This window comes from Sphingomonas faeni (assembly GCF_030817315.1).
Taxonomy (GTDB): domain Bacteria; phylum Pseudomonadota; class Alphaproteobacteria; order Sphingomonadales; family Sphingomonadaceae; genus Sphingomonas; species Sphingomonas faeni_C.
This window is the reverse complement of the sequence record NZ_JAUSZF010000001.1, coordinates 179,791-199,957: the sequence shown is the minus strand read 5'-3', so window position 1 is coordinate 199,957 and position 20,167 is coordinate 179,791. Positions and strand designations below refer to the sequence as shown.

Below are 20,167 nucleotides of genomic sequence, written 5' to 3'. Positions count from 1 at the left end.
AGGCTTGCCCATAAATATATTGTCCGACTATATAGCCGCACAAGGCGCGTCAACGGCGCCGAGCGATCAGGGACGGGAACCGGAATGCGCGCAATCGGAAAAACGGGGATCATCGTGGCAACCTTGCTGGCAGCGCTTTCGGCGCACACAGCCGACGCGGCCGAGGCGAAGCGCTCGCCCGCCGGCACGCTCAAGGACGGCACCGCGATCGAGACGGTGACGCTGAGCAACGCGCACGGCGTCTCCGCGCGGATCCTGTCTTATGGCGCGACGCTGCAGTCGTTGATGGGGCCCGACCGCGGCGGTAAGATCGCCGACGTCGTGCTGGGCTATGACGACCTCGCCTCCTATGTCGATCATCCTAATTTCTTCGGCGTGACGGTTGGTCGTTTCGCCAACCGCATCGCCGGTGGCCGCTTCACGCTCGACGGCAAGTCGTACCAGCTGCCGCTCAACGACAAGGTCAATTCCCTCCACGGCGGCGGCCAGGGCTTCGACAAGGCTGCCTGGAAGGTCGTGTCTATAAAGAGCGGTCCGACCGCGACGCTTGTGCTCGGCCACAGCAGCCCCGACGGCGAATCGGGGTATCCCGGCAACCTCGACGTCACGGTCACCTACACGCTCGACGAAGCCGGCAACCTTGGCATCGCTTATGATGCGAAGACCGACAAGCCGACGGTCGTCAACATGACCAACCATGCGATCTTCGATCTCGGCGGCGAAGGTTCGGCGATGGGCGCGAACGGCCACCGGCTGACGATCCCCGCAAAGGCGATCACGCCGGTCGACGACAAGCTGATCCCGACCGGCGCGCTGCAACCGGTTCAGGGTACCGTGTTCGATTTCCGTAACGGCCGGATTGTCGGCGAAGGCATTCGCGACGGCCGCGACCAGCAGATCCGCTACGGCCATGGCTACGACCATAATTTCGCGCTCGACAAAGGGCTGACCGCCAAGCCCGAACTCGCGGCCCGCCTCGAAGACCCCGTCTCGGGCCGCGTGCTCGACGTACTTTCGACTGAGCCGGGCGTGCAATTCTATACCGGCAACTTCCTCGACGGCACGTTTATCGGCAAGCAGGGTCATCTGTACCGGATGGGTGACGGCATCGCACTCGAACCGCAGAAATTCCCGGATGCGCCGAACAAACCGAACTTCGTCTCCGCGCGCGTCGATCCGGGCAAGCCGTATCATCACGCGATGATCTACCGCCTTTCCGTCGCCCGCTGACCGTAGCGCCCCGACATCCGATCTCCAGAAAGCATCCCGATGATCGACTTGCCCCCCCTTCCCCAAAAGCTTCGCTCGCGCGCGTGGTTCGACAACCCCGAGAATATCGACATGACCGCGCTCTATCTGGAGCGCTATCTGAACTTCGGGCTGTCCCTGGAGGAACTGCGATCGGGCAAGCCGATCATCGGCATCGCGCAGACCGGCAGCGACCTGTCGCCGTGCAACCGCCACCATCTCGTGCTCGCCGAACGCCTGCGCGAAGGCATCCGTGAAGCCGGCGGCATCGCGCTCGAATTTCCGGTCCACCCGATCCAGGAAACCGGCAAGCGCCCGACCGCAGGGCTCGACCGCAACCTCGCCTATCTGGCGCTGGTCGAGGTGCTGTACGGCTATCCGCTCGACGGCGTCGTGCTGACGATCGGCTGCGACAAGACCACGCCCGCCTGCCTGATGGCGGCCGCGACCGTCAACATCCCGGCGATCGCGCTGTCGGTGGGGCCGATGCTCAACGGCTGGCACAAGGGCGAGCGGACCGGTTCGGGGACGATCGTGTGGAAGGCGCGCGAGCTGCTCGCGACTGGCGCGATCGACGACGAGGGCTTCATCAAGCTCGTCGCGTCGTCTGCGCCGTCGACCGGCTATTGCAACACGATGGGCACCGCGACGACGATGAACAGCCTCGCCGAGGCGCTCGGCATGCAGTTGCCCGGCTCGGCCGCAATCCCCGCGCCGTACCGTGATCGCCAGGAAGTCGCGTACAAGACCGGCAAGCGGATCGTCGACATGGTTTCGGAAGATCTGAAGCCGTCGGACATCCTGACCAAGGAGGCGTTCCACAACGCGATCGTCGTCAATTCGGCGATCGGCGGCTCGACCAACGCGCCGATCCACTTGGCCGCGATTGCGCGCCACATCGGCGTCGACCTGCCTATCGACGACTGGCAGACGCACGGTCACAAGGTGCCGCTGATGGTGAACCTCCAGCCCGCCGGCGAGTATCTGGGCGAGGATTATTACCATGCGGGCGGCGTGCCGGCGGTGGTCGCCGAGCTGATGAAGCAGGGCCTGATCCACGAGGACGCGATGACCGCGAACGGCAAGTCGATCGGCGACAATTGCCGGACCGCGACGATCGAGGACGAGCGCGTCATCCGCCCGTTCGCGACGCCGCTGCTCGAGGATGCCGGCTTCATCGTGTTGCGCGGCAATCTGTTCGACTCGGCGATCATGAAGACCAGCGTGATCTCGCCGGAATTCCGCGAGCGCTATCTGTCGAACCCGGACGATCCAGAGGCGTTCGAGGGCCCCGCGGTCGTGTTCGACGGGCCGGAGGATTATCACCACCGGATCGACGATCCGTCGCTCGGGATCACGACCGACACGTTGTTGTTCATGCGTGGCGCGGGCCCGATCGGCTATCCGGGTGCCGCCGAGGTCGTCAACATGCGGCCGCCGGCGTATCTGATCCGCGAGGGCGTGCACGCCCTCCCCTGCATCGGCGATGGGCGGCAGTCGGGGACGTCGGGCTCGCCTTCGATCCTCAATGCCTCGCCCGAGGCGGCGGCGATGGGTGGGCTTGCGCTGATCCGTACCGGCGACCGGGTTCGCATCGACCTTGCCAAGGGATCGGCCAACGTGCTGATTTCCGACGAGGAACTCGCTGAGCGCCGCCGCGCCCTCACCGCAGACGGCGGCTATGCCTTCCCGCGCTCGCAGACGCCCTGGCAGGAAATTCAGCGCGCGACCGTTGGCCAGATGGAGACCGGTGCGATCCTGGAGGGCGCCGAGAAGTATCAGCGCATCGCGCAGACGATGGGCCTACCGCGCGACAATCACTGAGGAACGCCAGCGCGCCGCTCGATCAGGGCGGTGCGCAGGCATTGGCAAACGATCTCGTCGCGCTGGTTGATCAGCCGGTGCGTGAAGGTGACGATGCCTGCGTTCGGGCGCGACTTGCTGGGCTTGAGGTCGGTCACCTCGGTCTGGCAGCGCATCGTGTCGCCGATGAACACGGGTTTCGGATGCACCAGCTTGTCGTAGCCGAGATTGGCGACGAGCGTGCCGAGCGTCGTCTCGCCCACCGACAGCCCGACCATCAGCGCGAAGGTGAAGGTACCGTTGACGAGGATCCGGCCGAACTCGCTCGCCTTGGCCGCCTCGATATCGAGGTGGAGCGGCTGCGGGTTGTGCGTCATCGTCGAGAACAGGAGATTGTCCGTCTCGGTCACAGTGCGGCGGATCTCGTGCTCGATCCGGTCGCCGATGCTCCAGTCGTCGTAATAGCGGCCTGCCATCAGGAGTCCTTCTCGATGCGGACGAGCATCGTGCCCTCGGTCACCTGCCCGCCCTCGATTGCGTTGAGGTCCGCAACAATGCCGTCGAACGGTGCGGTCAGGGAGTGTTCCATCTTCATTGCTTCGAGCGTGACGAGTTTCTGGCCTTTGGTGACTGCATCGCCCGCCGCGACGTCGACCGCGATGATGCGGCCGGGCATGGGGGAGAGGATCGCTCCGTCCGCAGCAGCGCCAGCCGCCACGCCCGATGCACGCCAGGGCTTCAGCTGCCAGGTCTGGCCAGCTTCGGAGATCAGTACGTCTTCGAACGGCGGCATCGTCCCGGCCTGTCCGTCGAGTTCGACCTCGACCGGTTCGCCGTCGAGCAGGAACGTCGCGCTGCGGCGGGGGGCTGCGTTGAGGCGGAAGCCCGCAATCGGATCGGCGCATACGAGCGCCCCGGCAGCTTCGGCCAAAGCCTCTTCGGTGGGATGCGTCGGCGGCATGAGCGCGTCGCCTTCGCGGGCGATCAATCCGGTGTCGAGCGTGCCGGCAACGAAGTCGGGGTGGTCGAGCGCCTCGACCAGGAACCCCGCATTGGATCGCACCGGCCAGACGACTGCGCCGTCGAGCGCGTCCGCCAAGGCTTCGCGTGCGGTCTCGCGGTCTTCGCCCCAGGCGATCACCTTGGCGATCATCGGGTCGTAGAAGGGCGAGATTTCCGCGTCCTGCTCTACCCCGGTATCGACGCGGGCGGTGGCGCCGAGATCGAAGCGTTCGAGCGTGCCGATGGAGGGCAGGAACCCCTTGGCGGGATCCTCGGCATAGAGCCGTGCTTCCATCGCCCAGCCGTCGATCGCCAGCTCATCCTGACGTTTCGGCAAAGGCTCGCTGCTCGCAACGCGGAGCTGCCATTCGACGAGGTCCTGGCCGGTAATCTCTTCGGTGACCGGGTGCTCGACCTGCAACCGCGTGTTCATTTCCATGAACCAGATACGGTCGGCGCGGAGGCCTTCGCTGGCGTCGGCGATGAACTCGATCGTGCCGGCGCCGATGTAATCGACCGCCTTGGCCGCCTTTACAGCGGCAGCGCAGATCGCTTCGCGGGTCGCTTCGTCCATGCCGGGTGCGGGGGCTTCCTCGATCACCTTCTGGTGGCGGCGCTGGAGCGAGCAGTCGCGTTCGAACAGGTGGACGACGTTGCCGTGGCTGTCGCCGAAAACCTGCACCTCGATGTGGCGCGGCGAGAGGATGTATTTCTCGATCAGGACGTCGGTGTTGCCGAACGAGGATGCCGCCTCGCGCTGGCACGATACGAGCGCGTCGGCGAACTCGGCGGCGGTGTCGACGCGACGCATGCCCTTGCCGCCGCCGCCGGCGACCGCCTTGATGAGGACGGGGTAGCCGATCGAATCCGCCTCGTCCTTGAGGCGTTCGGGGGATTGATCCTCGCCTAGATAGCCGGGGGTGACGGGGACGCCGGCGGCGATCATGCGCTGTTTGGCGGCGTCCTTGAGGCCCATCGCGCGGATGCTGTCGGGGTTGGGACCGACCCAGATCAGGCCGGCGTCGAGTACGGCTTGGGCGAAGTCGGCGTTCTCCGAGAGGAAACCGTAGCCGGGGTGGATAGCCTCGGCGCCGGTCTGCTTCGCGGCTGCGATGATACGGTCGCCGACGAGGTAGCTTTCGCGCGCCGGGGATGCACCGATGTGCACGGCTTCATCGGCCTGGCGGACGTGAAGCGCGTTCGCGTCGGCGTCCGAATAGACCGCGACGGTGCGGATGCCGAGCGCCCGCGCGGTGCGGATTATGCGGCAGGCGATCTCGCCGCGGTTGGCAATCAGGAGCGATTCGATCATCGGTTCAGCCGAGTGAAGTATAGAAAGTATAGACGCCCACGCGATGTATACTTCGTGTTGGAAATGGCGTCGCGGGGTCGGGTTTCGGCGGACGGGATCGGCTGTTTCAGCATGGCGATCCCAGCATAGGCCAGTGCGGGCGGTGTAGGACAGAGCATCTCAGTTCGCGCATCCGGTGGTCCGCTTCGACCAGGTGATGTTGGCGATCTTCCAGCGGCCAGCTTCGCGAACCATGTCGAAATGGTCGGTGCCGCAGTGCGCGACCTTGCCGTCGATCGTGAAGACGTAGGGCGACCAGACCATCGCAATGTCGCCGTCGACGTCGATTGCGGGATCGGTGAGGCGTTCGGCGTAGCGCTCGGGGCCGGGTTTCAGGCTGGCGGCGAACTCGGTCCAGCTCGTACGGCGGACCGAGCGCGTGCCGTCGGGCTTTTCCTCGGCGACGGTTGCGCCGCCGTCGGGGCGGACCTGCGCGAGGATCGCCTGGCCGTCGCGGGCGGCGAGCGCGGCGAAGAGCGCGTCGATCGGGACCATGACGCCGGCCTCTTCGGTCATTACCGCGGGCGGCAGGCCGGTGCCTTTGACGATCGGCTGGACCGGGGTGATCTGGCCGGCGGCGAGCAAAAATGACAACAGGACCATCGGGTTACATCCTGAACACGCCGAACGCGGGGCGTTCGGGGATGGGAGCGTTGAGCGTCGCGGCAAAGGCCAACCCGAGCACGTCTCGCGTCTGGGCGGGATCGATAATGCCATCGTCCCACAGCTGCGCGGTGGCGTACCAGGGGTTGCCCTCGTCCTCGTATTTCTGGCGGACGGGCGCCTTGAAGGCTTCGGCCTGTTCGGGCGTCCAGCTTTCGGCGTCACGGTGAACGGTGGCGAGGACCGAGGCCGCCTGCTCGCCGCCCATCACGCTGATCCGGCTGTTGGGCCAGGTGAACAGGAAGCGGGGGGAATAGGCGCGGCCGCACATGCCGTAATTACCTGCGCCGAAGCTGCCGCCTATGAGGACGGTGATCTTCGGGACGGTCGCAGTGGCCACCGCGGTGACGAGCTTGGCACCGTGTTTGGCGATGCCCTCCGCCTCGTACTTGCCGCCGACCATGAAGCCCGAGATGTTCTGGAGGAACAGCAGCGGGATCTTTCGCTGGCAGGCGAGCTCGATGAAGTGCGCGCCTTTTTGCGCGCTCTCGCTGAACAGCACGCCGTTGTTGACGAGGATCGCGACGGGGATGCCCCAGATATGCGCGAAGCCGCAGACGAGGCTGGTGCCGTAGAGTGCCTTGAACTCGTGAAACTCGCTGCCGTCGACGAGGCGCGCGATGACTTCGTGGACGTCGTAGGGCGCGCGGACGTCGCTCGGGACGATGCCGTACAGCTCTTCGGGGGCGAATTTCGGCGGGCGGGGCTGCTGGAGATTCACCGCGGTCTGCGCCTGCGGTTGCAGCGTCGAGACGATGTCGCGGACGATCGTCAGCGCGTGCTCGTCGTTCTCGGCGACATGATCCACGACGCCCGAGCGGCGGCCGTGCGTGTCGGCGCCGCCGAGTTCTTCCGCGGAGATGACTTCGCCGGTCGCGGCCTTCACGAGCGGGGGGCCGGCGAGGAAGATCGTCCCCTGCCCGCGGACGATGATCGTCTCGTCGGACATCGCGGGGACATACGCGCCGCCGGCGGTGCAGCTGCCCATGACGCAGGCGATCTGCGGGATGCCGAGCGCGGACATCTGCGCCTGGTTGAAGAAGATGCGGCCGAAGTGATCGCGGTCGGGGAAGACCTCCGCCTGGTGCGGCAGGTTCGCGCCGCCGCTGTCGACGAGGTAGATGCAGGGGAGCCGGTTCTCCTGCGCGATTTCCTGCGCGCGGAGGTGTTTCTTGACGGTCAGCGGGAAGTAGGTGCCGCCCTTCACCGTCGCGTCGTTGCACAGGATCATGCACTGGCGGCCGGAGACGCGGCCGATCCCGGCGATCACGCCGGCGCCGGGGACTTCGTCGTCGTAGAGGCCGTTGGCGACGAGCTGGCCGATCTCGAGGAACGGCGAGCCGGGGTCGAGGAGGCGTTCTACGCGGTCTCGGGGGAGGAGCTTGCCGCGGGCGGTGTGGCGGTCGCGGGACTTGGCGTTGCCGCCTAGGGCTGTGCGGGCGACGTCTTCGCGGAGGGTTTCGGCGAGGGCGCGATTGTGGGTTGCGTTTGCGCGGAAGGTTTCGCTGTCGGGGGATAGTGCGGAGGTGAGGACGGGGGCGGTCACGCAAATCCTCCCCGGCACGGGGAGGGGGACCGTTCGTCCGCTTGGGCGAAGGGTGGAGGGGGGCTTCCGCCGGCGTTACGTGCGGGGTGATCCCCCTCCACCGCTACGCGGTCCCCCTCCCCGTTCCGGGGAGGATTTGCGGTCATGTTCACTGCGCCACCTTGGGGGCGGCGCCGATGAGTTCGCGGCCGATCAGCATGCGGCGGATCTCGTTGGTGCCAGCACCAATGTCGAGCAGCTTGGCGTCGCGCATGAAGCGTTCGACCGGCCAGTCCTTGGTGTACCCTGCCCCGCCTAGTGCCTGGATCGATTCGAGCGACACCTTCACCGCGCTCTCGCTTGCGAGCAGGATCGCGCCGGCCGCATCGAACCGCGTGGTCTTGCCCGCGTCGCACGACTTGGCGACCGCATAGACGTATGCGCGCGCCGAACTCAGCGCGACGTACATGTCGGCGACCTTCGCCTGGATCAGCTGGAACTGGCCGATCGCCGTCCCGAACTGCTTCCGCTCACGCACATAGGGAATCACGACGTCGAGGCACGCCTGCATGATGCCGAGCTGGATGCCAGCCAGCACCGCGCGCTCGTAGTCGAGGCCCGACATCAGCACGCCGACGCCGCCATTCTCGGGGCCCATCACGTTCTCGAACGGGACTTCGCAATCGGTGAAGACGAGTTCCGCGGTGGGCGACCCACGCATACCCATCTTGTCGATCTTCTGGCCGATCGCGAAGCCGGACATGTCCTTCTCGATCAGGAACGCGGTAATCCCGCGCGAGCCTTCGCCGGTTTTCGCGTAGACGACCAAAGTGTCGGCATAGGCCGCATTGGTGATCCAGAATTTCGTGCCGTTGAGGACGTAGCCGGTGTCGGTCTTTACCGCCTTGAGCTTCATCGAGACGACGTCGGAGCCGGCGCCCGCCTCGGACATGGCGAGGCTGCCGACATGCTCGCCCGAGACGAGCTTGGGGAGGTATTTCGCCTTCTGCTCGGGATTGCCCCAGCGGCGGATCTGGTTGACGCAGAGGTTCGAATGCGCGCCGTAGCTGAGGCCGATCGAGGCGGAGGCGCGGCTGACTTCCTCGACCGCGACGACGTGTTCGAGATAGCCGAGGCCGAGGCCGCCAAACTCTTCCTCGACGGTGATGCCGTGCAGCCCGAGTTCGCCCATCGCCGGCCACAGCTCGCGCGGGAACCAGTCGTCGGCGTCGATCTTCGCGGCCAAGGGCGCGATCTTGTCGGTGGCGAAGCGGTGCGTGCTCTCGCGGATCATGTCCGCGGATTCGCCGAGCGCGAAATCGAAATCGGGTATCATGCAGCCTCTCCAGACCTTGTGTTGCGCCCCTGATACCCGGTCGCGGCCCCCAAGAGAAATTGATACGACCGAACACATGCGATAGATCACGTCTATGGTCGCCCCGCTATGATCGAACGGTATGTTTTGCGCTATTTCCTGGCGGTCGTCGACCAGGGCAATTTCACGCGTGCCGCCGCGCAGTGCCGGATCTCGCAGCCGACGCTGTCGGTCGGAATCGCCAAGCTGGAGGCATCGCTCGGCCAGACGCTGTTCCTGCGTAACAATCGGCGGATCGAACTTACCCCCTCGGGTACGCGGTTCGCGGTGCATGCGCGGCGAATTGAAGCCGAATTCGCCGCAGCCGAACGGGATTTGCAAGACACGGCTCCGACCAAGCTCGTCCGCATCGGAGTCGCGACGACGCTGCCGCCGTCCTGGATCGCCGCCGCATTGGGCCGGGCGCGGCGAGCCTCCACCATCGAACGCCTCGAAGTGGTCGAAGGACGCAGCAGCGAACTCGTCGCGTTGCTCGACCGCGGGCGCGGATCGACGTGATGCTCGGCGCGATCGGCGACGATGCGCGGGGACGCGTGCTGTTCGAGGAGGGTTTCGCGGTCGCGGTGGCGAAAGATCATCGCCTCGTAGGTCGCGCCACGCTCGCGGTCGCCGACGTCGCGGAGGAGACGATGATCGTCCGCCGCCACTGCGAAGCGCTGGCCGAAACGAGCCGCTTCTTCACCGCGCGCGGCGTCCGCCCGTTCATGGCCGCCCGCACGGTAAGCGACGACCGCGCGCTGACCTATGTCCGTGCCGGGTTGGGGATGACGGTCATGCCACTGAGCTTTGCGAGCGAGGGCATCGCGATGATCCCGCTGACCGGCTTCGACCCGACGCGCCGCGTCGGCCTGCTGGTGGCGAACGATTCCGCCTCGCGCATCGAGGGAAGCGTCATGGTCGCGGCGATCGAGGAGACGTTCAGCGAACTGCGCGCGGCGCATATCGGCACCGACGGTATCATCTGAAACTATCTGAAAAGCTGTCCCGGCGGACCGGTCATCAACGGAAATGGTGGAGCCGAGGGGGATCGAACCCCTGACCTTTCGCATGCCATGCGAACGCTCTCCCAGCTGAGCTACGGCCCCATTCCCGTTGGGAGGCGGGTCACTAACCGGACCCGCCCGGGTTGGCAAGCGGCGTAAATGCCGCCTGCCAAATTTATTCCGACACGTCGCTGTGGATCAGCGCTCGTGCTCGTCCTGCGGCGTCTCGACGCCGAGGTCGTCGTCGCCGCCGAGATCGACTTCGTCGTCCGCCGAGGGCTCTTCGTCCTCGCCGGTGATCGAGGCGATGTCCTCTTCCTCGTCACCCTCGAGGTCCGCGTCGGGCTTCTTGGTGTCGGGCTTGGCGACCTCGAACGGCAGCGGCTGCTTCGACTTCAGGATGGGCTCGGGCTCCCACGCATACCCGCATTCGATGCAGGTCACGGGGTCGGCTTTTTCGAGGTCGTAGAAACGCGTCGCGCATTTCGGGCACGAACGCTTCGTGCCCCATTCCGGCTTGATCATGCCGATAGAACCTTTCGGATGAATGGATTGCGGGGGGATACCCTCGCAAAGTGGGCGCGCCTTGCCATAGCGCAAGGCCACTGTCAAAAGCCCGGCCCCATGGCACACCCCCTCCCCCAGCCGCTCGACGTCGTCGCGCGCGGTCCATTGACCGGTTCGATCGCGGTCCCCGGCGACAAGTCGATCAGCCACCGCGCCTTGATGTTCGCGAGCCTCGCGGTCGGCACCAGCCGGATCGAAGGTCTGCTGGAGGGCGAGGACGTGCTTGCCACCGCGGCGGCGATGCGCGCGATGGGTGCGACGATCGAGCGTGGCGAGGACGGCATCTGGGTCGTCGACGGTGTGGGTGTGGGCGGGTTGCTCCAGCCCGAGACGGCGCTGGAGATGGGCAATTCGGGGACGTCGACGCGGTTGCTGATGGGCCTCGTGTCGAGCCATCCGATCACCTGCACGTTCACTGGCGACGCCTCGCTGTCGGGGCGGCCGATGGGGCGCGTGATCGAACCGTTGTCGCAGATGGGAGCGGACATCACGTCGTCGCCGGGCGGGCGGCTGCCGTTAATGGTGCGCGGGATGTGCCCGGCAGTACCGATCGAATACACGCTGCCGGTCGCGTCGGCGCAGGTGAAGTCGGCGATTTTGCTGGCGGGGCTCAACACGCCGGGGATTACGAGGGTGATCGAGCCGGTAGCGACGCGCGATCATAGCGAGCGGATGCTGACCGGGTTCGGCGCGAAGCTGACGGTCGAGGAGACGGACGCCGGGCGGATCATCTCGATCACGGGCGAAGCGGACCTGAAGCCGCAGGATATCGTCGTGCCGGGCGATCCTTCTTCGTCGGCCTTCTGGCTGGTGGCGGCTTCGATCGTGCCGGGCTCGGATATCGTGGTGCGCAACGTCGGGCTCAATCCGACGCGGATCGGGATCGTTACGGCTTTGCGGATGATGGGTGCGGATATTACCGAGCTCGACCCGCGGATCGTTGGCGGCGAGCCGGTCGCGGATTTGCGCGTCCGGCATGCAGCCCTGACTGCGATCGAGGTGCCGGCCGATCTCGCGCCGAGCATGATCGACGAATATCCCGTGCTGTTCGTTGCCGCAGCCTTCGCAAGTGGGACGACGATCGCGCGCGGCGCGCATGAGTTGCGGGTGAAGGAATCGGACCGGATCACGACGATGCGGATCGCGCTCGAAGCTTGCGGTGTCACTTGTGAAGAGTTCGAGGACGGCATGGCGATTACCGGTTCGGGTGGCGCGGCGATTCGCGGGGGCGCTCGGGTGGCCTCGAAACTCGACCACCGCATCGCAATGAGCATGGTCGTGGCTGGACTTGGCGCCCGAGAGCCCGTCACGATCGATGATGTATCGCCGGTGGCGACGAGCTATCCCGTATTCTTCCGGTCGCTCGATGCGCTTACCGGCCGGGGGGAATAAGATGATCATCGCAGTCGACGGTCCGGCGGCATCGGGCAAGGGCACGATCGCGCGCGCCTTGGCCAAGCATTACAAGCTGCCGTATCTCGATACCGGGCTGCTGTACCGCGCGGTCGCGTTGAGCGTGGCGCGGATGGGGCTCGATCCGGAGACCGAGGCCGACGCGGTCGCGGCGTGCGATTTCAGCGATGCGCTGTTGAGCGATCCGGCGTTGCGTGATGACGATATCGGTGCGCTGGCGTCCGTGGTGTCGGCGCATCCGCTGGTGCGCGCCGCGTTGCTGCAGCGGCAGAAGCGGTTTGCGGCGCAGGATGGGGGCGCGATTCTAGACGGGCGCGACATCGGCACGGTGATTGCGCCTGATGCGGATGCTAAGCTGTTCGTGAAGGCTACGCCGAATATTCGGGCTCAGCGGCGGCATGCTGAGTTGCAGGCTCGGGGTGGGACTGCGAGCAAGGACCGGGTGCTGGCGGATATTCGCGCTCGGGATGCTCGGGATAGCGGGCGGTCTACGGCGCCGCTGGTGATGGCGGCGGATGCTGCTTTGCTGGATACTAGTTTTTTGTCGATTGAGGCTTCGGTGCAGAGGGCGGTTGCTTTGGTTGAGGCTCAGCGGGCTAAGAAGGCCGCTTCGGTTTAAGCCTTCCGCCAACCCCGGCGAGCGCACCACCCCGGCGAAGGCCAGGGCCCAATTGGAACGTCCGCGGTAACGGAGCACCGTCCTCAGTTAGTACCGTCCCCCAATTGGGCCCCGGCCTTCGCCGGGGTGGTTGCTCTACTGAGTTGGTTGCTCTGTTGGGGCAAGCTGCCGCGACCCAACCCTGTTTCCCCGCGAAGTCGGGGAAACAGACTGGGCTCCCGCATTCGCGGGAGAACAAGGAAGTTGGGGCGAGCACACCTTCTTCTTGCTCCCCTCCCTGAAAGGGAGGGGTTGGGGGTGGGTCGGCCAGTTTTTGCCACCCCCGTCGCTTATGCGGAAGCCGACCCACCCCCTGCCCCTCCCTTCCAGGGAGGGGGGATCAGCGCGTTCTCTTCCAGGGGAGAGGATCGCCGCGCCCCTAAAGCGCCGTCACCAGCGCCACCGCTCCGAACACCACCCCCGGAAAATTCGCCACGACGATCGGCCAATCCCGCTTGTCCTTCAAAAACCCATATCCCACCCACAGCGCGCAATTCACCATCGTCGCGAACGGCTGGAGCACAGATCCCTTCTGACCCGCGAGGTTCAGCATGATCTGGTCGATGTACGACAGGTACATCACGATCGCCGTCACGGTGGCGACCCAGCCCAGCACGAGAATGCCGCGTTCGTTCAAATCTTCGCTCCTGTTGTGAAGCGGCCCTAACGAAGCCCAGGCGATCTTGCTCCGAGACCCGGTTTCGTCTATACGGAACCGTCCGGCGAGCGATGCTCGTGGAGGAAGGCGCGGAGACCCTCGAGTCTCACGCGCCGTTTTCGCATTCAGCGTCTACGTCCTCTGCGCCTCGTGCCGTCCGGATGCTGCGCCGGCGTTCGGTCGTCGCGGCAACGAAGGCCAAGACCAGCGGACCCAACCGCTTGGCCGGAAACAGACTAGGATTACTGAATTCTATGGCAACCCAGGTAATGCCGACCCGCGACGATTTCGCGGCGATGCTGAACGAAACGCTCGGCGACGCCGACAGCTTCGAGGGCCGCGTGGTGCATGGCACCGTGACCGGCATCGAGAACGACATGGCCGTCATCGACGTCGGTCTGAAGTCGGAAGGCCGCGTGCCGCTTCGCGAATTCGCAGCGCCGGGCCAGAAGGCTGACCTCAAGGTCGGCGACGAAGTCGAAGTCTATGTCGACCGCGTCGAGAACGTCCACGGCGAAGCGATGCTCAGCCGCGATCGCGCCCGTCGCGAAGCCGCATGGGACAAGCTGGAAACCGAATTCTCCAAGACGACCCGCGTCGAAGGCGTGATCTTCGGCCGCGTGAAGGGTGGCTTCACCGTCGACCTGAACGGCGCCGTCGCATTCCTGCCCGGTTCGCAGGTCGATATCCGCCCCGTGCGCGATGTCACCCCGCTGATGGATATCCCGCAGCCGTTCCAGATTCTGAAGATGGACCGCAAGCGCGGCAACATCGTCGTGTCGCGTCGCGCCGTTCTCGAAGAGACGCGCGCAGAGCAGCGTTCGGGCCTGATCCTCAGCCTGGCCGAGGGCCAGATCATCGACGGCGTCGTCAAGAACATCACCGATTACGGTGCGTTCGTTGATCTCGGCGGCATCGATGGCCTGCTGCACGTCACCGATCTCAGCTACAAGCGCGTCGGTCATCCGAGCGAAGTCCTGAACATCGGCGACACCGTCAAGGTGCAGATCATCCGCATCAACAAGGACACCCAGCGCATCAGCCTCGGCATGAAGCAGCTGGAGAGCGATCCCTGGGATGGCGCGATGGTCAAGTACCCGGTCGGCGCGAAGCTCACCGGCCGCGTCACGAACATCACCGAATATGGTGCGTTCGTCGAGCTGGAAGCGGGCATCGAAGGCCTCGTCCACGTGTCGGAAATGTCCTGGACCAAGAAGAACGTCCATCCCGGCAAGATCGTGTCGACCTCGCAGGAAGTCGACGTCATGGTCCTCGAAGTCGATTCCGAGAAGCGTCGCATCTCGCTCGGCCTCAAGCAGGCTCAGGCCAATCCTTGGGAGGCATTCGCTGCCGCTCATCCGATCGGCTCGACCGTCGAAGGCGAAGTCAAGAACGCGACCGAATTCGGTCTGTTCATCGGCCTCGACAACGACGTCGACGGCATGGTCCACATGTCCGACATCGCATGGGGTGTTTCGGGCGAGGACGCGCTCAACCTGCATCGCAAGGGTGAGACCGTCGAGGCCGTCGTTCTCGACATCGACGCCGAGAAGGAGCGTATCTCGCTCGGCATGAAGCAGCTCGAACGTGGCGGGCCATCGGCCGGCGGCATCGCAGCAGCAGGCGACAAGCTGAACAAGAACGCGATCGTCACGGTCACCGTTCTCGAAGTCCGCGACGCGGGTCTCGAAGTTCAGCAGGGCGACGATGGCGCGACCGGCTTCATCAAGCGCACGGATCTGGGTCGCGATCGCGACGAGCAGCGTCCGGAGCGTTTCCAGGTCGGCCAGAAGTTCGACGCAATGGTCACCGGCTTCGATCGTTCGAAGAAGCCGACTTTCTCGATCAAGGCCATGCAGATTTCGGAAGAGAAGCAGGCTGTTGCACAGTATGGTTCGTCGGATTCCGGCGCGACCCTTGGCAACATCTTGGGCGAGGCTCTCAAGGCCCGCACGGAAGCTGAGAAGAAGTAAGGTTAACCTACTGTGAAGGGAAAAGCCCGGCATGTATCGAACATGTCGGGCTTTTTCTTGTCATATCCACTTTGGTTTTTGACTGTTCGGTAATAAGTGCTAATGCCTCGCAGGTTGACCTGTATCAATCTGTAAGCGTTTTTTAGATGGGCGGGGGCTCGAATGATCCGATCTGAACTGGTCCTTAAGATCGCTGAGGCGCATCCGGACCTACAACCTAACGAAGTGGAGCTGATCGTCAGCACCTTCTTCGACGAGATATCCAAGCGACTTGCCGCAGATGGTCGAGTCGAACTGCGCGGTTTCGGTGCATTCTCCACGCGCGCACGCGATGCGCGCACCGGGCGCAATCCTCGGACCGGCGAAGTCGTCGAGGTCGAGGCCAAGCGCGTGCCGTATTTCAAGCCGGGCAAGGAAATGCGCTCGCGCCTGAACGTGTGAACGATACCACCTGCACCCGGGCATGCCTGGGTGCAGGAATATGGTGCCGACCGAGCAAGATGGGTTGACCCTGCGCGCGACCTCGTCTTGTTGGGAGCGTGTGCGGACGTGGCGAAACCGGTAGACGCAGGAGACTTAAAATCTCCCTCCCTAGGAGTGCGGGTTCGAGTCCCGCCGTCCGCACCATTCGAGCTGCCCTGCTGGCTGGCGGCTGGACGATGTCAGTCGCCGCGCTGAGCGGGTGTGATCGCCGGCCCGATACCGGCGTGGTCGTCGCAAGTGCGATCGGCGCGCCGCCGCGCGTTGCCGATGCGAGCCGCGTCCTGCTCGACACTCCCTCCCGACTGATGATGGATTCCACCGCGCAAGGGCTGGTGCGGTTCGATGCCGCCGGGCAGATCGAACCTGGCCTTGCAGAGCGCTGGATCGTGATCGATGGCGGGATGAGCTACATATTCCGCCTGCGCGAGGGCGACTGGGGCGACGGGACACCGGTGACCGCGGAGCAGGTGGTGACGATGCTGGAGCGCCAGATCGGGCCGAACTCGCGTAATCCGCTCGCGCCGTTCCTGACGGCGATCGACGAGATCGTCGTGATGACGCCGCAGGTGATCGAGGTTCGACTGTCGCGGCCGCGCCCCGATTTGCTGAAGCTGTTCGCACAACCCGAACTCGCACTGCTGCGGTTGCGCCCGTCGGGCGGGAGCGGTCCGTTCCGCGTGCTGCGCCGTGGCCGTGCGCCGCTGTTACGTCCTGCCTTCGATCCGAACCAGGCGGACCCCGACGATCAACGCGAAGCCAAGCCCGAGGAGGACGTGCGTCTGATCGGCGAACGCGCGGCGCGGGCGATCGCACGGTTCGCCAATCGCGACTCGGATCTCGTCAGCGGCGGCAGTTTCGTCGACTGGCCGCTGCTCGCGACGACCGACATCGCCGCGGGCAACGTCCGCGTGGATCCCGCGGTCGGGCTGTTCGGTCTCGCGATCGTCCGCCGCGATGGGTTCCTGGCGGACCCGATCAACCGCGCGGCGGTGGCGGAATCGATCGATCGGACGGCGCTGACCGCGGCGATCGCGCCAGCCTGGGATCCCGCCGACCGCATCCTGCCCGACATCCTCGACTCCGCCGCATTGCCGCAGGTTCCGGCCTGGACGCTACTCACGCAGGACGAACGCCGCACCTCTGCCCGGCAAAGGGTCGCGGCCTGGACCGGTGGACCGGTCGCGCTGCGGATCGCGATGCCGGCCGGTCCCGGCGCCACGCTTCTGTACGCGCAGGTCGCCGCGTCGCTGATCGCTGTCGGGATCACGCCGACGCGCGTCGGCATGAGCGAGGCCGCGGATCTGAAGCTGATCGATGCGGTGGCGCCCTATGACAGTGCGCGCTGGTATCTGGCGACTGCGTGCGTGGTCTGCGGCGAGGCGGCGCAGGCCGCGCTGGAGGCTGCACGCGAAGCGCCGTCGCTGGCGGAGCGCGGGGCGCGGATCGCGGCGGCGGATGCGGCGCTGAACGAGGACGTCGCGTTCATCCCGCTGGCTCGCCCGCTGCGCTGGTCGCTAGTGTCGCCCCGGCTCCGCCAATGGCAGGCGAACGTGCGGGCGTGGCACCCGTTGAACCGGTTGCGCGCCGATACCAACTAGGGTCGATGAACCCGCGCACCACCCGCATCGCCCCCGGCGAGATCTTCCAGACGCTACCGCTCGGCAAGGACGCGTTGTCGGTGCGCCGCCGCGTCGAGGCGATGGAGCGCGTGATGGAGGGGTTGTTCGTGATCCCCGGTACAGATCGCAAGATCGGCATGGACGTCGCTCTCAACCTCATTCCGTTCGCGGGCAGCACGATCGCGGCAGCGGTCGGCGCGTGGATGGCGTGGGAAGCGCGCAACATCGGCATGTCGAAGATCCAGATGGCGCGGATGTTCGGCAACGTTGGGCTCGACTGGGCGTTCGGGATGATCCCGTTCGTCGGCGCGATCCCCGACTTCTTCTTCCGGTCGAACACGCGCAACCTGCGGATTATCAAGCGGCATCTGGACAAGCACTACCCGTCGACCACGACGTTAGACGGGTAGTTGTTCTTGCGTCGGTCATCCCTGCGGCGGAGGGGATGACCGACGAAGTGTGAGTTAGATAAGAGCCGTTAGGGCCCGACGTCGGCGTCGCGTGCCGCCGGCTTGTAGCTCGCGCTCGTTCCAAGTCCCAGTGCGACGGCAACGCGGTCGTTCCAGCCGTAAGGGTCGGCGCGGATGACGGGTTCGCCGGCGTCATCGAACAGCACGGTCTGGTACAACAACCGCACCGGGATCTCCCTGGGCAGCTTGACGAACGTCTCCTTGCCGGTCGCGCGGGCGGCGTGCCACTGGTCGGTCACGCCCCCGTCCTTCGCCAGCATCTCGGCGAACCCGAGCGCATCCTCTACGCGGACGCAGCCATGGCTGCGCTGGCGCTGGATTTCGGCGAACAACTGCTTGGCGGGGGTGTCGTGCAGGTAGATCGCATGGTCGTTGGACATGTCGAACTTGACGAGGCCGAGCGAATTCTTCGGCCCCGACTGCTGGACCAGCCAGCCGTTCTTCCATGCCAGGTTGTTGGCGCGCAGGTATCCGGCGCCCTTGCCCGCCATCTCCTTCTTCTCGACCGAGCGCGGTACCGTCCAGGTAGGGTTGGCGACGAGACGGAAGATCGGCGACCCGAGCTGCGGGGTTTCCTTGTCGGGTTCGCCGACCACGACCTTGCGGCTGTCTACCAGCTTGCCGTCGCGCCAATAGCTAAGCCGTGCCGCCGCGAGGTTGACGTCGATCCGCGTGGTCGGCGCATTGCGATCGAGCCAGCGGAGCCGCTCCATGTTGACCGCGATCGCGCGTGCCCGGTCCGCATCGGACAAATTCAGGATGCCGAGCGCCGCGCTGCCGATCATGCCGTCGGGCTTGATGCCGTAATCCGCCTGCATCTTCTTGATCGCGAGAATCATCGCCGGGGTCAGGCGATCGCCCTGCGCCGCCGCCTTGTCGAGATAATCGAACGCGACGAGCTGGTGCGCGATCGCAGCCACGCGGGGATCGGATTCGCCGGGATTGATCGGCTTGCCGGTGTCGGGGATCGCAGATGCCGGGGTTTGCTCCCACTTCGGCGTCGCGAGATAGGCCTTGGACAAGCGTGCGTAATTTTCGTCCTGCGGCGCGAGCCCGGCGAGCCATTTGCCGACATCGCCGGCCTGAAGCGCCGCAGCGAGACCACGGCCAAGATCGACCTGCGGGCGCGGCACCGTATAGACGTCGAACAACTTGGTCGGATCGGTCGCGCCCTGCGACAATGCCTTGGCGTACGTCAGCGCAGCCTTGGTCAAGGCATCGTCGCCGGCACCGGGTTGCGCGCTCGCATCGAAGCTCATCCGGTCGAGGCCGTGGGCGCCGCGCGCCGCGATCGCCTTGCGCAACTGCCCGGCGGTGGTGGCTGTCCATCCCGTCGGCGTACCCGCCGGGGCCGCGGCCTGTTGCTGGTTCGTCCCCGCCGTGGTGGTGTTAATCTCGCAAGCCGAAAGTGCACACGTCATCGCCAGCAGCGATGCACCGATCAAACCAAGACGCACCAGCATTCCCCCATCATACGTGCACACAACGCCCGGGTGCGCGTCTCCGCTCCACGACTGCGCCCTGGCGACGCAATTCTTCCGGTCCATGGACCGCCCGTGCCTTTTGCCCGGGCCTTTTACATCTCGCGCGCCGTCATTCTGCAACCCGGATCGCGCCGGTCGCGTTATAGGGCCAACGCATGATCAAGGTCGCCAGCTACAATATCCACAAGGGCATCGGGCTCGACCGTCGGCGCAACCCCGAACGCGTGGTCGAGGTCCTGCGCGAGATCGATGCCGACGTTATTGCGTTGCAGGAGGCGGATCGGCGATTCGGGGCCAAGGCGTGCGTGCTGCCGCATCATCTACTGGAAGAGCATAGCGACTGGAAGCCGGTCGATTTCGGTCTGCGCGCGCTCAGCATGGGATGGCATGGCAACGTCATCCTCGTCCGCAAGTCCGCGCGGGTGGTCGATAGCGCGCCGCTCCACCTCCCCTCGCTCGAACCGCGTGGCGCGGTAATGGCGGACGTCCAGTTCGAGAGTGGCACGTTGCGCGTGCTCGGCATGCATCTCGATCTATCGGGGCTATGGCGGCGCAAGCAGGCTGCCGCGATCATGAACCACGTCGATAACTGCTCCCACACGCATCCGACGGTGATGATGGGGGATCTGAACGAATGGAGCGCGGGTGCCGGGTGCCTGCGCGATTTCGGTCGCGACTATGCATTCGCGGAAACGGGAGCCAGTTTCCATTCGCGGCGCGCGGTGGCTCGACTCGACCGGATCATGGTGTCGTCGGACTTGAACGTGGTCGAGTGCGGCGTACACGCGAGCCCGGCGGCGCGGAAAGCCTCGGATCACCTGCCGATCTGGGCTATTCTCGAAACGAAGAAACCGACGAACCGAACCGGGGCCACCGAATAGGCCCCGAGCGA

19 protein-coding genes and 2 tRNA genes are annotated in these 20,167 nt (G+C 65.5%); 12 read left to right on the top strand and 9 right to left on the bottom strand.

What is annotated here, in order from left to right; genetic code table 11:
- The first annotated feature begins 84 nt into the window (after positions 1 to 84).
- Both QFZ54_RS01040 and QFZ54_RS01035 read left to right on the top strand, forming a co-directional pair.
- Entirely contained in the window at positions 85 to 1,230 is a 1,146-nt protein-coding gene (locus QFZ54_RS01040) for an aldose epimerase family protein (RefSeq protein WP_307083585.1), read from the top strand.
- Positions 1,231 to 1,269: 39 nt separating this feature from the next.
- Positions 1,270 to 3,072, top strand: coding sequence for an IlvD/Edd family dehydratase (locus QFZ54_RS01035; protein WP_307083583.1), 1,803 nt, complete (start codon positions 1,270 to 1,272; stop codon positions 3,070 to 3,072).
- Here the strand turns inward: QFZ54_RS01035 and QFZ54_RS01030 are convergent.
- From QFZ54_RS01030 to QFZ54_RS01010, 5 genes are all read right to left on the bottom strand, one after another.
- Positions 3,066 to 3,527, bottom strand: a complete 462-nt coding sequence (locus QFZ54_RS01030; protein WP_307083581.1) for a MaoC family dehydratase — start codon at positions 3,525 to 3,527, stop codon at positions 3,066 to 3,068. The two genes, QFZ54_RS01035 and QFZ54_RS01030, sit on opposite strands and share 7 nt — an antisense overlap.
- Positions 3,527 to 5,365 (bottom strand): acetyl/propionyl/methylcrotonyl-CoA carboxylase subunit alpha, encoded by a 1,839-nt coding sequence (locus QFZ54_RS01025; RefSeq protein ID WP_307083579.1) that lies wholly within the window; start codon positions 5,363 to 5,365, stop codon positions 3,527 to 3,529. Before QFZ54_RS01025 ends, QFZ54_RS01030 begins: the two co-directional genes overlap by 1 nt.
- A 159-nt stretch (positions 5,366 to 5,524) precedes the next feature.
- Positions 5,525 to 6,007, bottom strand: coding sequence for a nuclear transport factor 2 family protein (locus tag QFZ54_RS01020; protein ID WP_307083577.1), 483 nt, complete (start codon positions 6,005 to 6,007; stop codon positions 5,525 to 5,527).
- Positions 6,008 to 6,011: 4 nt separating this feature from the next.
- Entirely contained in the window at positions 6,012 to 7,613 is a 1,602-nt protein-coding gene (locus tag QFZ54_RS01015; RefSeq protein ID WP_307083575.1) for a carboxyl transferase domain-containing protein, read from the bottom strand.
- Positions 7,614 to 7,761: 148 nt separating this feature from the next.
- Positions 7,762 to 8,928, bottom strand: coding sequence for an isovaleryl-CoA dehydrogenase (locus QFZ54_RS01010; protein ID WP_307083573.1), 1,167 nt, complete (start codon positions 8,926 to 8,928; stop codon positions 7,762 to 7,764).
- A 108-nt stretch (positions 8,929 to 9,036) separates the two neighbouring features.
- Here QFZ54_RS01010 and QFZ54_RS01005 point away from each other — a divergent pair, with 108 nt between their 5' ends.
- Complete coding sequence (locus tag QFZ54_RS01005) at positions 9,037 to 9,465, top strand: LysR family transcriptional regulator (protein ID WP_307083572.1); 429 nt, start codon at positions 9,037 to 9,039, stop codon at positions 9,463 to 9,465.
- Positions 9,465 to 9,932: a LysR family transcriptional regulator substrate-binding protein gene (locus QFZ54_RS01000; protein WP_307083570.1), complete on the top strand. Its 468-nt coding sequence runs from the start codon at positions 9,465 to 9,467 to the stop codon at positions 9,930 to 9,932. Before QFZ54_RS01005 ends, QFZ54_RS01000 begins: the two co-directional genes overlap by 1 nt.
- A 44-nt stretch (positions 9,933 to 9,976) precedes the next feature.
- Here the strand turns inward: QFZ54_RS01000 and QFZ54_RS00995 are convergent.
- Both QFZ54_RS00995 and QFZ54_RS00990 read right to left on the bottom strand, forming a co-directional pair.
- A tRNA-Ala gene (locus QFZ54_RS00995) sits at positions 9,977 to 10,052 on the bottom strand.
- A 96-nt stretch (positions 10,053 to 10,148) separates the two neighbouring features.
- Complete coding sequence (locus QFZ54_RS00990; RefSeq protein WP_031395784.1) at positions 10,149 to 10,475, bottom strand: TIGR02300 family protein; 327 nt, start codon at positions 10,473 to 10,475, stop codon at positions 10,149 to 10,151.
- A 99-nt stretch (positions 10,476 to 10,574) separates the two neighbouring features.
- Here QFZ54_RS00990 and aroA point away from each other — a divergent pair, with 99 nt between their 5' ends.
- Positions 10,575 to 11,909 carry a 3-phosphoshikimate 1-carboxyvinyltransferase gene (gene aroA, locus QFZ54_RS00985; RefSeq protein WP_307083559.1) on the top strand — a complete coding sequence of 445 codons (1,335 nt, stop codon included), beginning with the start codon at positions 10,575 to 10,577 and terminating at the stop codon, positions 11,907 to 11,909.
- 1 nt (position 11,910) lies between these two features.
- Positions 11,911 to 12,549, top strand: a complete 639-nt coding sequence (gene cmk, locus QFZ54_RS00980; protein WP_307083557.1) for a (d)CMP kinase — start codon at positions 11,911 to 11,913, stop codon at positions 12,547 to 12,549.
- A 418-nt stretch (positions 12,550 to 12,967) separates the two neighbouring features.
- Here cmk and QFZ54_RS00975 read toward each other — a convergent pair whose 3' ends face one another.
- A complete protein-coding gene (locus QFZ54_RS00975) occupies positions 12,968 to 13,225 on the bottom strand; it encodes a SemiSWEET family transporter (protein WP_307083555.1) in 258 nt (85 codons plus the stop codon).
- A gap of 275 nt (positions 13,226 to 13,500) precedes the next feature.
- Between QFZ54_RS00975 and rpsA the strand changes: the two genes are divergently transcribed.
- The 5 genes from rpsA (at position 13,501) to QFZ54_RS00950 (ending at position 17,731) form a co-directional block, all read left to right on the top strand.
- Positions 13,501 to 15,219 carry a 30S ribosomal protein S1 gene (gene rpsA, locus QFZ54_RS00970; protein ID WP_055879635.1) on the top strand — a complete coding sequence of 573 codons (1,719 nt, stop codon included), beginning with the start codon at positions 13,501 to 13,503 and terminating at the stop codon, positions 15,217 to 15,219.
- A 162-nt stretch (positions 15,220 to 15,381) separates the two neighbouring features.
- The gene (locus tag QFZ54_RS00965) at positions 15,382 to 15,660 is read left to right on the top strand and encodes an integration host factor subunit beta (protein ID WP_056060417.1); all 279 of its coding nucleotides are present in this window, start codon (positions 15,382 to 15,384) and stop codon (positions 15,658 to 15,660) included.
- A 102-nt stretch (positions 15,661 to 15,762) separates the two neighbouring features.
- Positions 15,763 to 15,846, top strand: a tRNA-Leu gene (locus tag QFZ54_RS00960).
- A 32-nt stretch (positions 15,847 to 15,878) separates the two neighbouring features.
- A complete protein-coding gene (locus tag QFZ54_RS00955) occupies positions 15,879 to 17,300 on the top strand; it encodes an ABC transporter substrate-binding protein (protein WP_307083547.1) in 1,422 nt (473 codons plus the stop codon).
- 5 nt (positions 17,301 to 17,305) lie between these two features.
- A complete protein-coding gene (locus tag QFZ54_RS00950) occupies positions 17,306 to 17,731 on the top strand; it encodes a DUF4112 domain-containing protein (RefSeq protein ID WP_307083545.1) in 426 nt (141 codons plus the stop codon).
- Positions 17,732 to 17,799: 68 nt separating this feature from the next.
- Here the strand turns inward: QFZ54_RS00950 and QFZ54_RS00945 are convergent, their stop codons facing one another.
- On the bottom strand, positions 17,800 to 19,254 hold the full coding sequence (locus QFZ54_RS00945; protein WP_373458407.1) for a L,D-transpeptidase family protein: 1,455 nt from the start codon (positions 19,252 to 19,254) through the stop codon (positions 17,800 to 17,802).
- A 176-nt stretch (positions 19,255 to 19,430) separates the two neighbouring features.
- Here QFZ54_RS00945 and QFZ54_RS00940 point away from each other — a divergent pair, with 176 nt between their 5' ends.
- Positions 19,431 to 20,156, top strand: a complete 726-nt coding sequence (locus QFZ54_RS00940; RefSeq protein WP_307083541.1) for an endonuclease/exonuclease/phosphatase family protein — start codon at positions 19,431 to 19,433, stop codon at positions 20,154 to 20,156.
- Positions 20,157 to 20,167: the final 11 nt, after the last annotated feature.

Excerpts from the sequence above, each read along its gene's own strand:
- aroA (WP_307083559.1), top strand. The coding sequence starts at position 10,575 with ATGGCACACCCCCTCCCCCAGCCGCTCGACGTCGTCGCGCGCGGTCCA.
- QFZ54_RS00990 (WP_031395784.1), bottom strand. The coding sequence starts at position 10,475 with ATGATCAAGCCGGAATGGGGCACGAAGCGTTCGTGCCCGAAATGCGCG.
- QFZ54_RS01010 (WP_307083573.1), bottom strand. The coding sequence starts at position 8,928 with ATGATACCCGATTTCGATTTCGCGCTCGGCGAATCCGCGGACATGATC.
- QFZ54_RS01005 (WP_307083572.1), top strand. The coding sequence starts at position 9,037 with ATGATCGAACGGTATGTTTTGCGCTATTTCCTGGCGGTCGTCGACCAG.
- QFZ54_RS01025 (WP_307083579.1), bottom strand. The coding sequence starts at position 5,365 with ATGATCGAATCGCTCCTGATTGCCAACCGCGGCGAGATCGCCTGCCGC.
- rpsA (WP_055879635.1), top strand. The coding sequence starts at position 13,501 with ATGGCAACCCAGGTAATGCCGACCCGCGACGATTTCGCGGCGATGCTG.
- cmk (WP_307083557.1), top strand. The coding sequence starts at position 11,911 with ATGATCATCGCAGTCGACGGTCCGGCGGCATCGGGCAAGGGCACGATC.
- QFZ54_RS00955 (WP_307083547.1), top strand. The coding sequence starts at position 15,879 with ATGTCAGTCGCCGCGCTGAGCGGGTGTGATCGCCGGCCCGATACCGGC.
- QFZ54_RS00945 (WP_373458407.1), bottom strand. The coding sequence starts at position 19,254 with ATGCTGGTGCGTCTTGGTTTGATCGGTGCATCGCTGCTGGCGATGACG.
- QFZ54_RS01030 (WP_307083581.1), bottom strand. The coding sequence starts at position 3,527 with ATGGCAGGCCGCTATTACGACGACTGGAGCATCGGCGACCGGATCGAG.
- QFZ54_RS01035 (WP_307083583.1), top strand. The coding sequence starts at position 1,270 with ATGATCGACTTGCCCCCCCTTCCCCAAAAGCTTCGCTCGCGCGCGTGG.
- QFZ54_RS01020 (WP_307083577.1), bottom strand. The coding sequence starts at position 6,007 with ATGGTCCTGTTGTCATTTTTGCTCGCCGCCGGCCAGATCACCCCGGTC.
- QFZ54_RS01040 (WP_307083585.1), top strand. The coding sequence starts at position 85 with ATGCGCGCAATCGGAAAAACGGGGATCATCGTGGCAACCTTGCTGGCA.
- QFZ54_RS00950 (WP_307083545.1), top strand. The coding sequence starts at position 17,306 with ATGAACCCGCGCACCACCCGCATCGCCCCCGGCGAGATCTTCCAGACG.
- QFZ54_RS00965 (WP_056060417.1), top strand. The coding sequence starts at position 15,382 with ATGATCCGATCTGAACTGGTCCTTAAGATCGCTGAGGCGCATCCGGAC.
- QFZ54_RS00940 (WP_307083541.1), top strand. The coding sequence starts at position 19,431 with ATGATCAAGGTCGCCAGCTACAATATCCACAAGGGCATCGGGCTCGAC.
- QFZ54_RS01000 (WP_307083570.1), top strand. The coding sequence starts at position 9,465 with ATGCTCGGCGCGATCGGCGACGATGCGCGGGGACGCGTGCTGTTCGAG.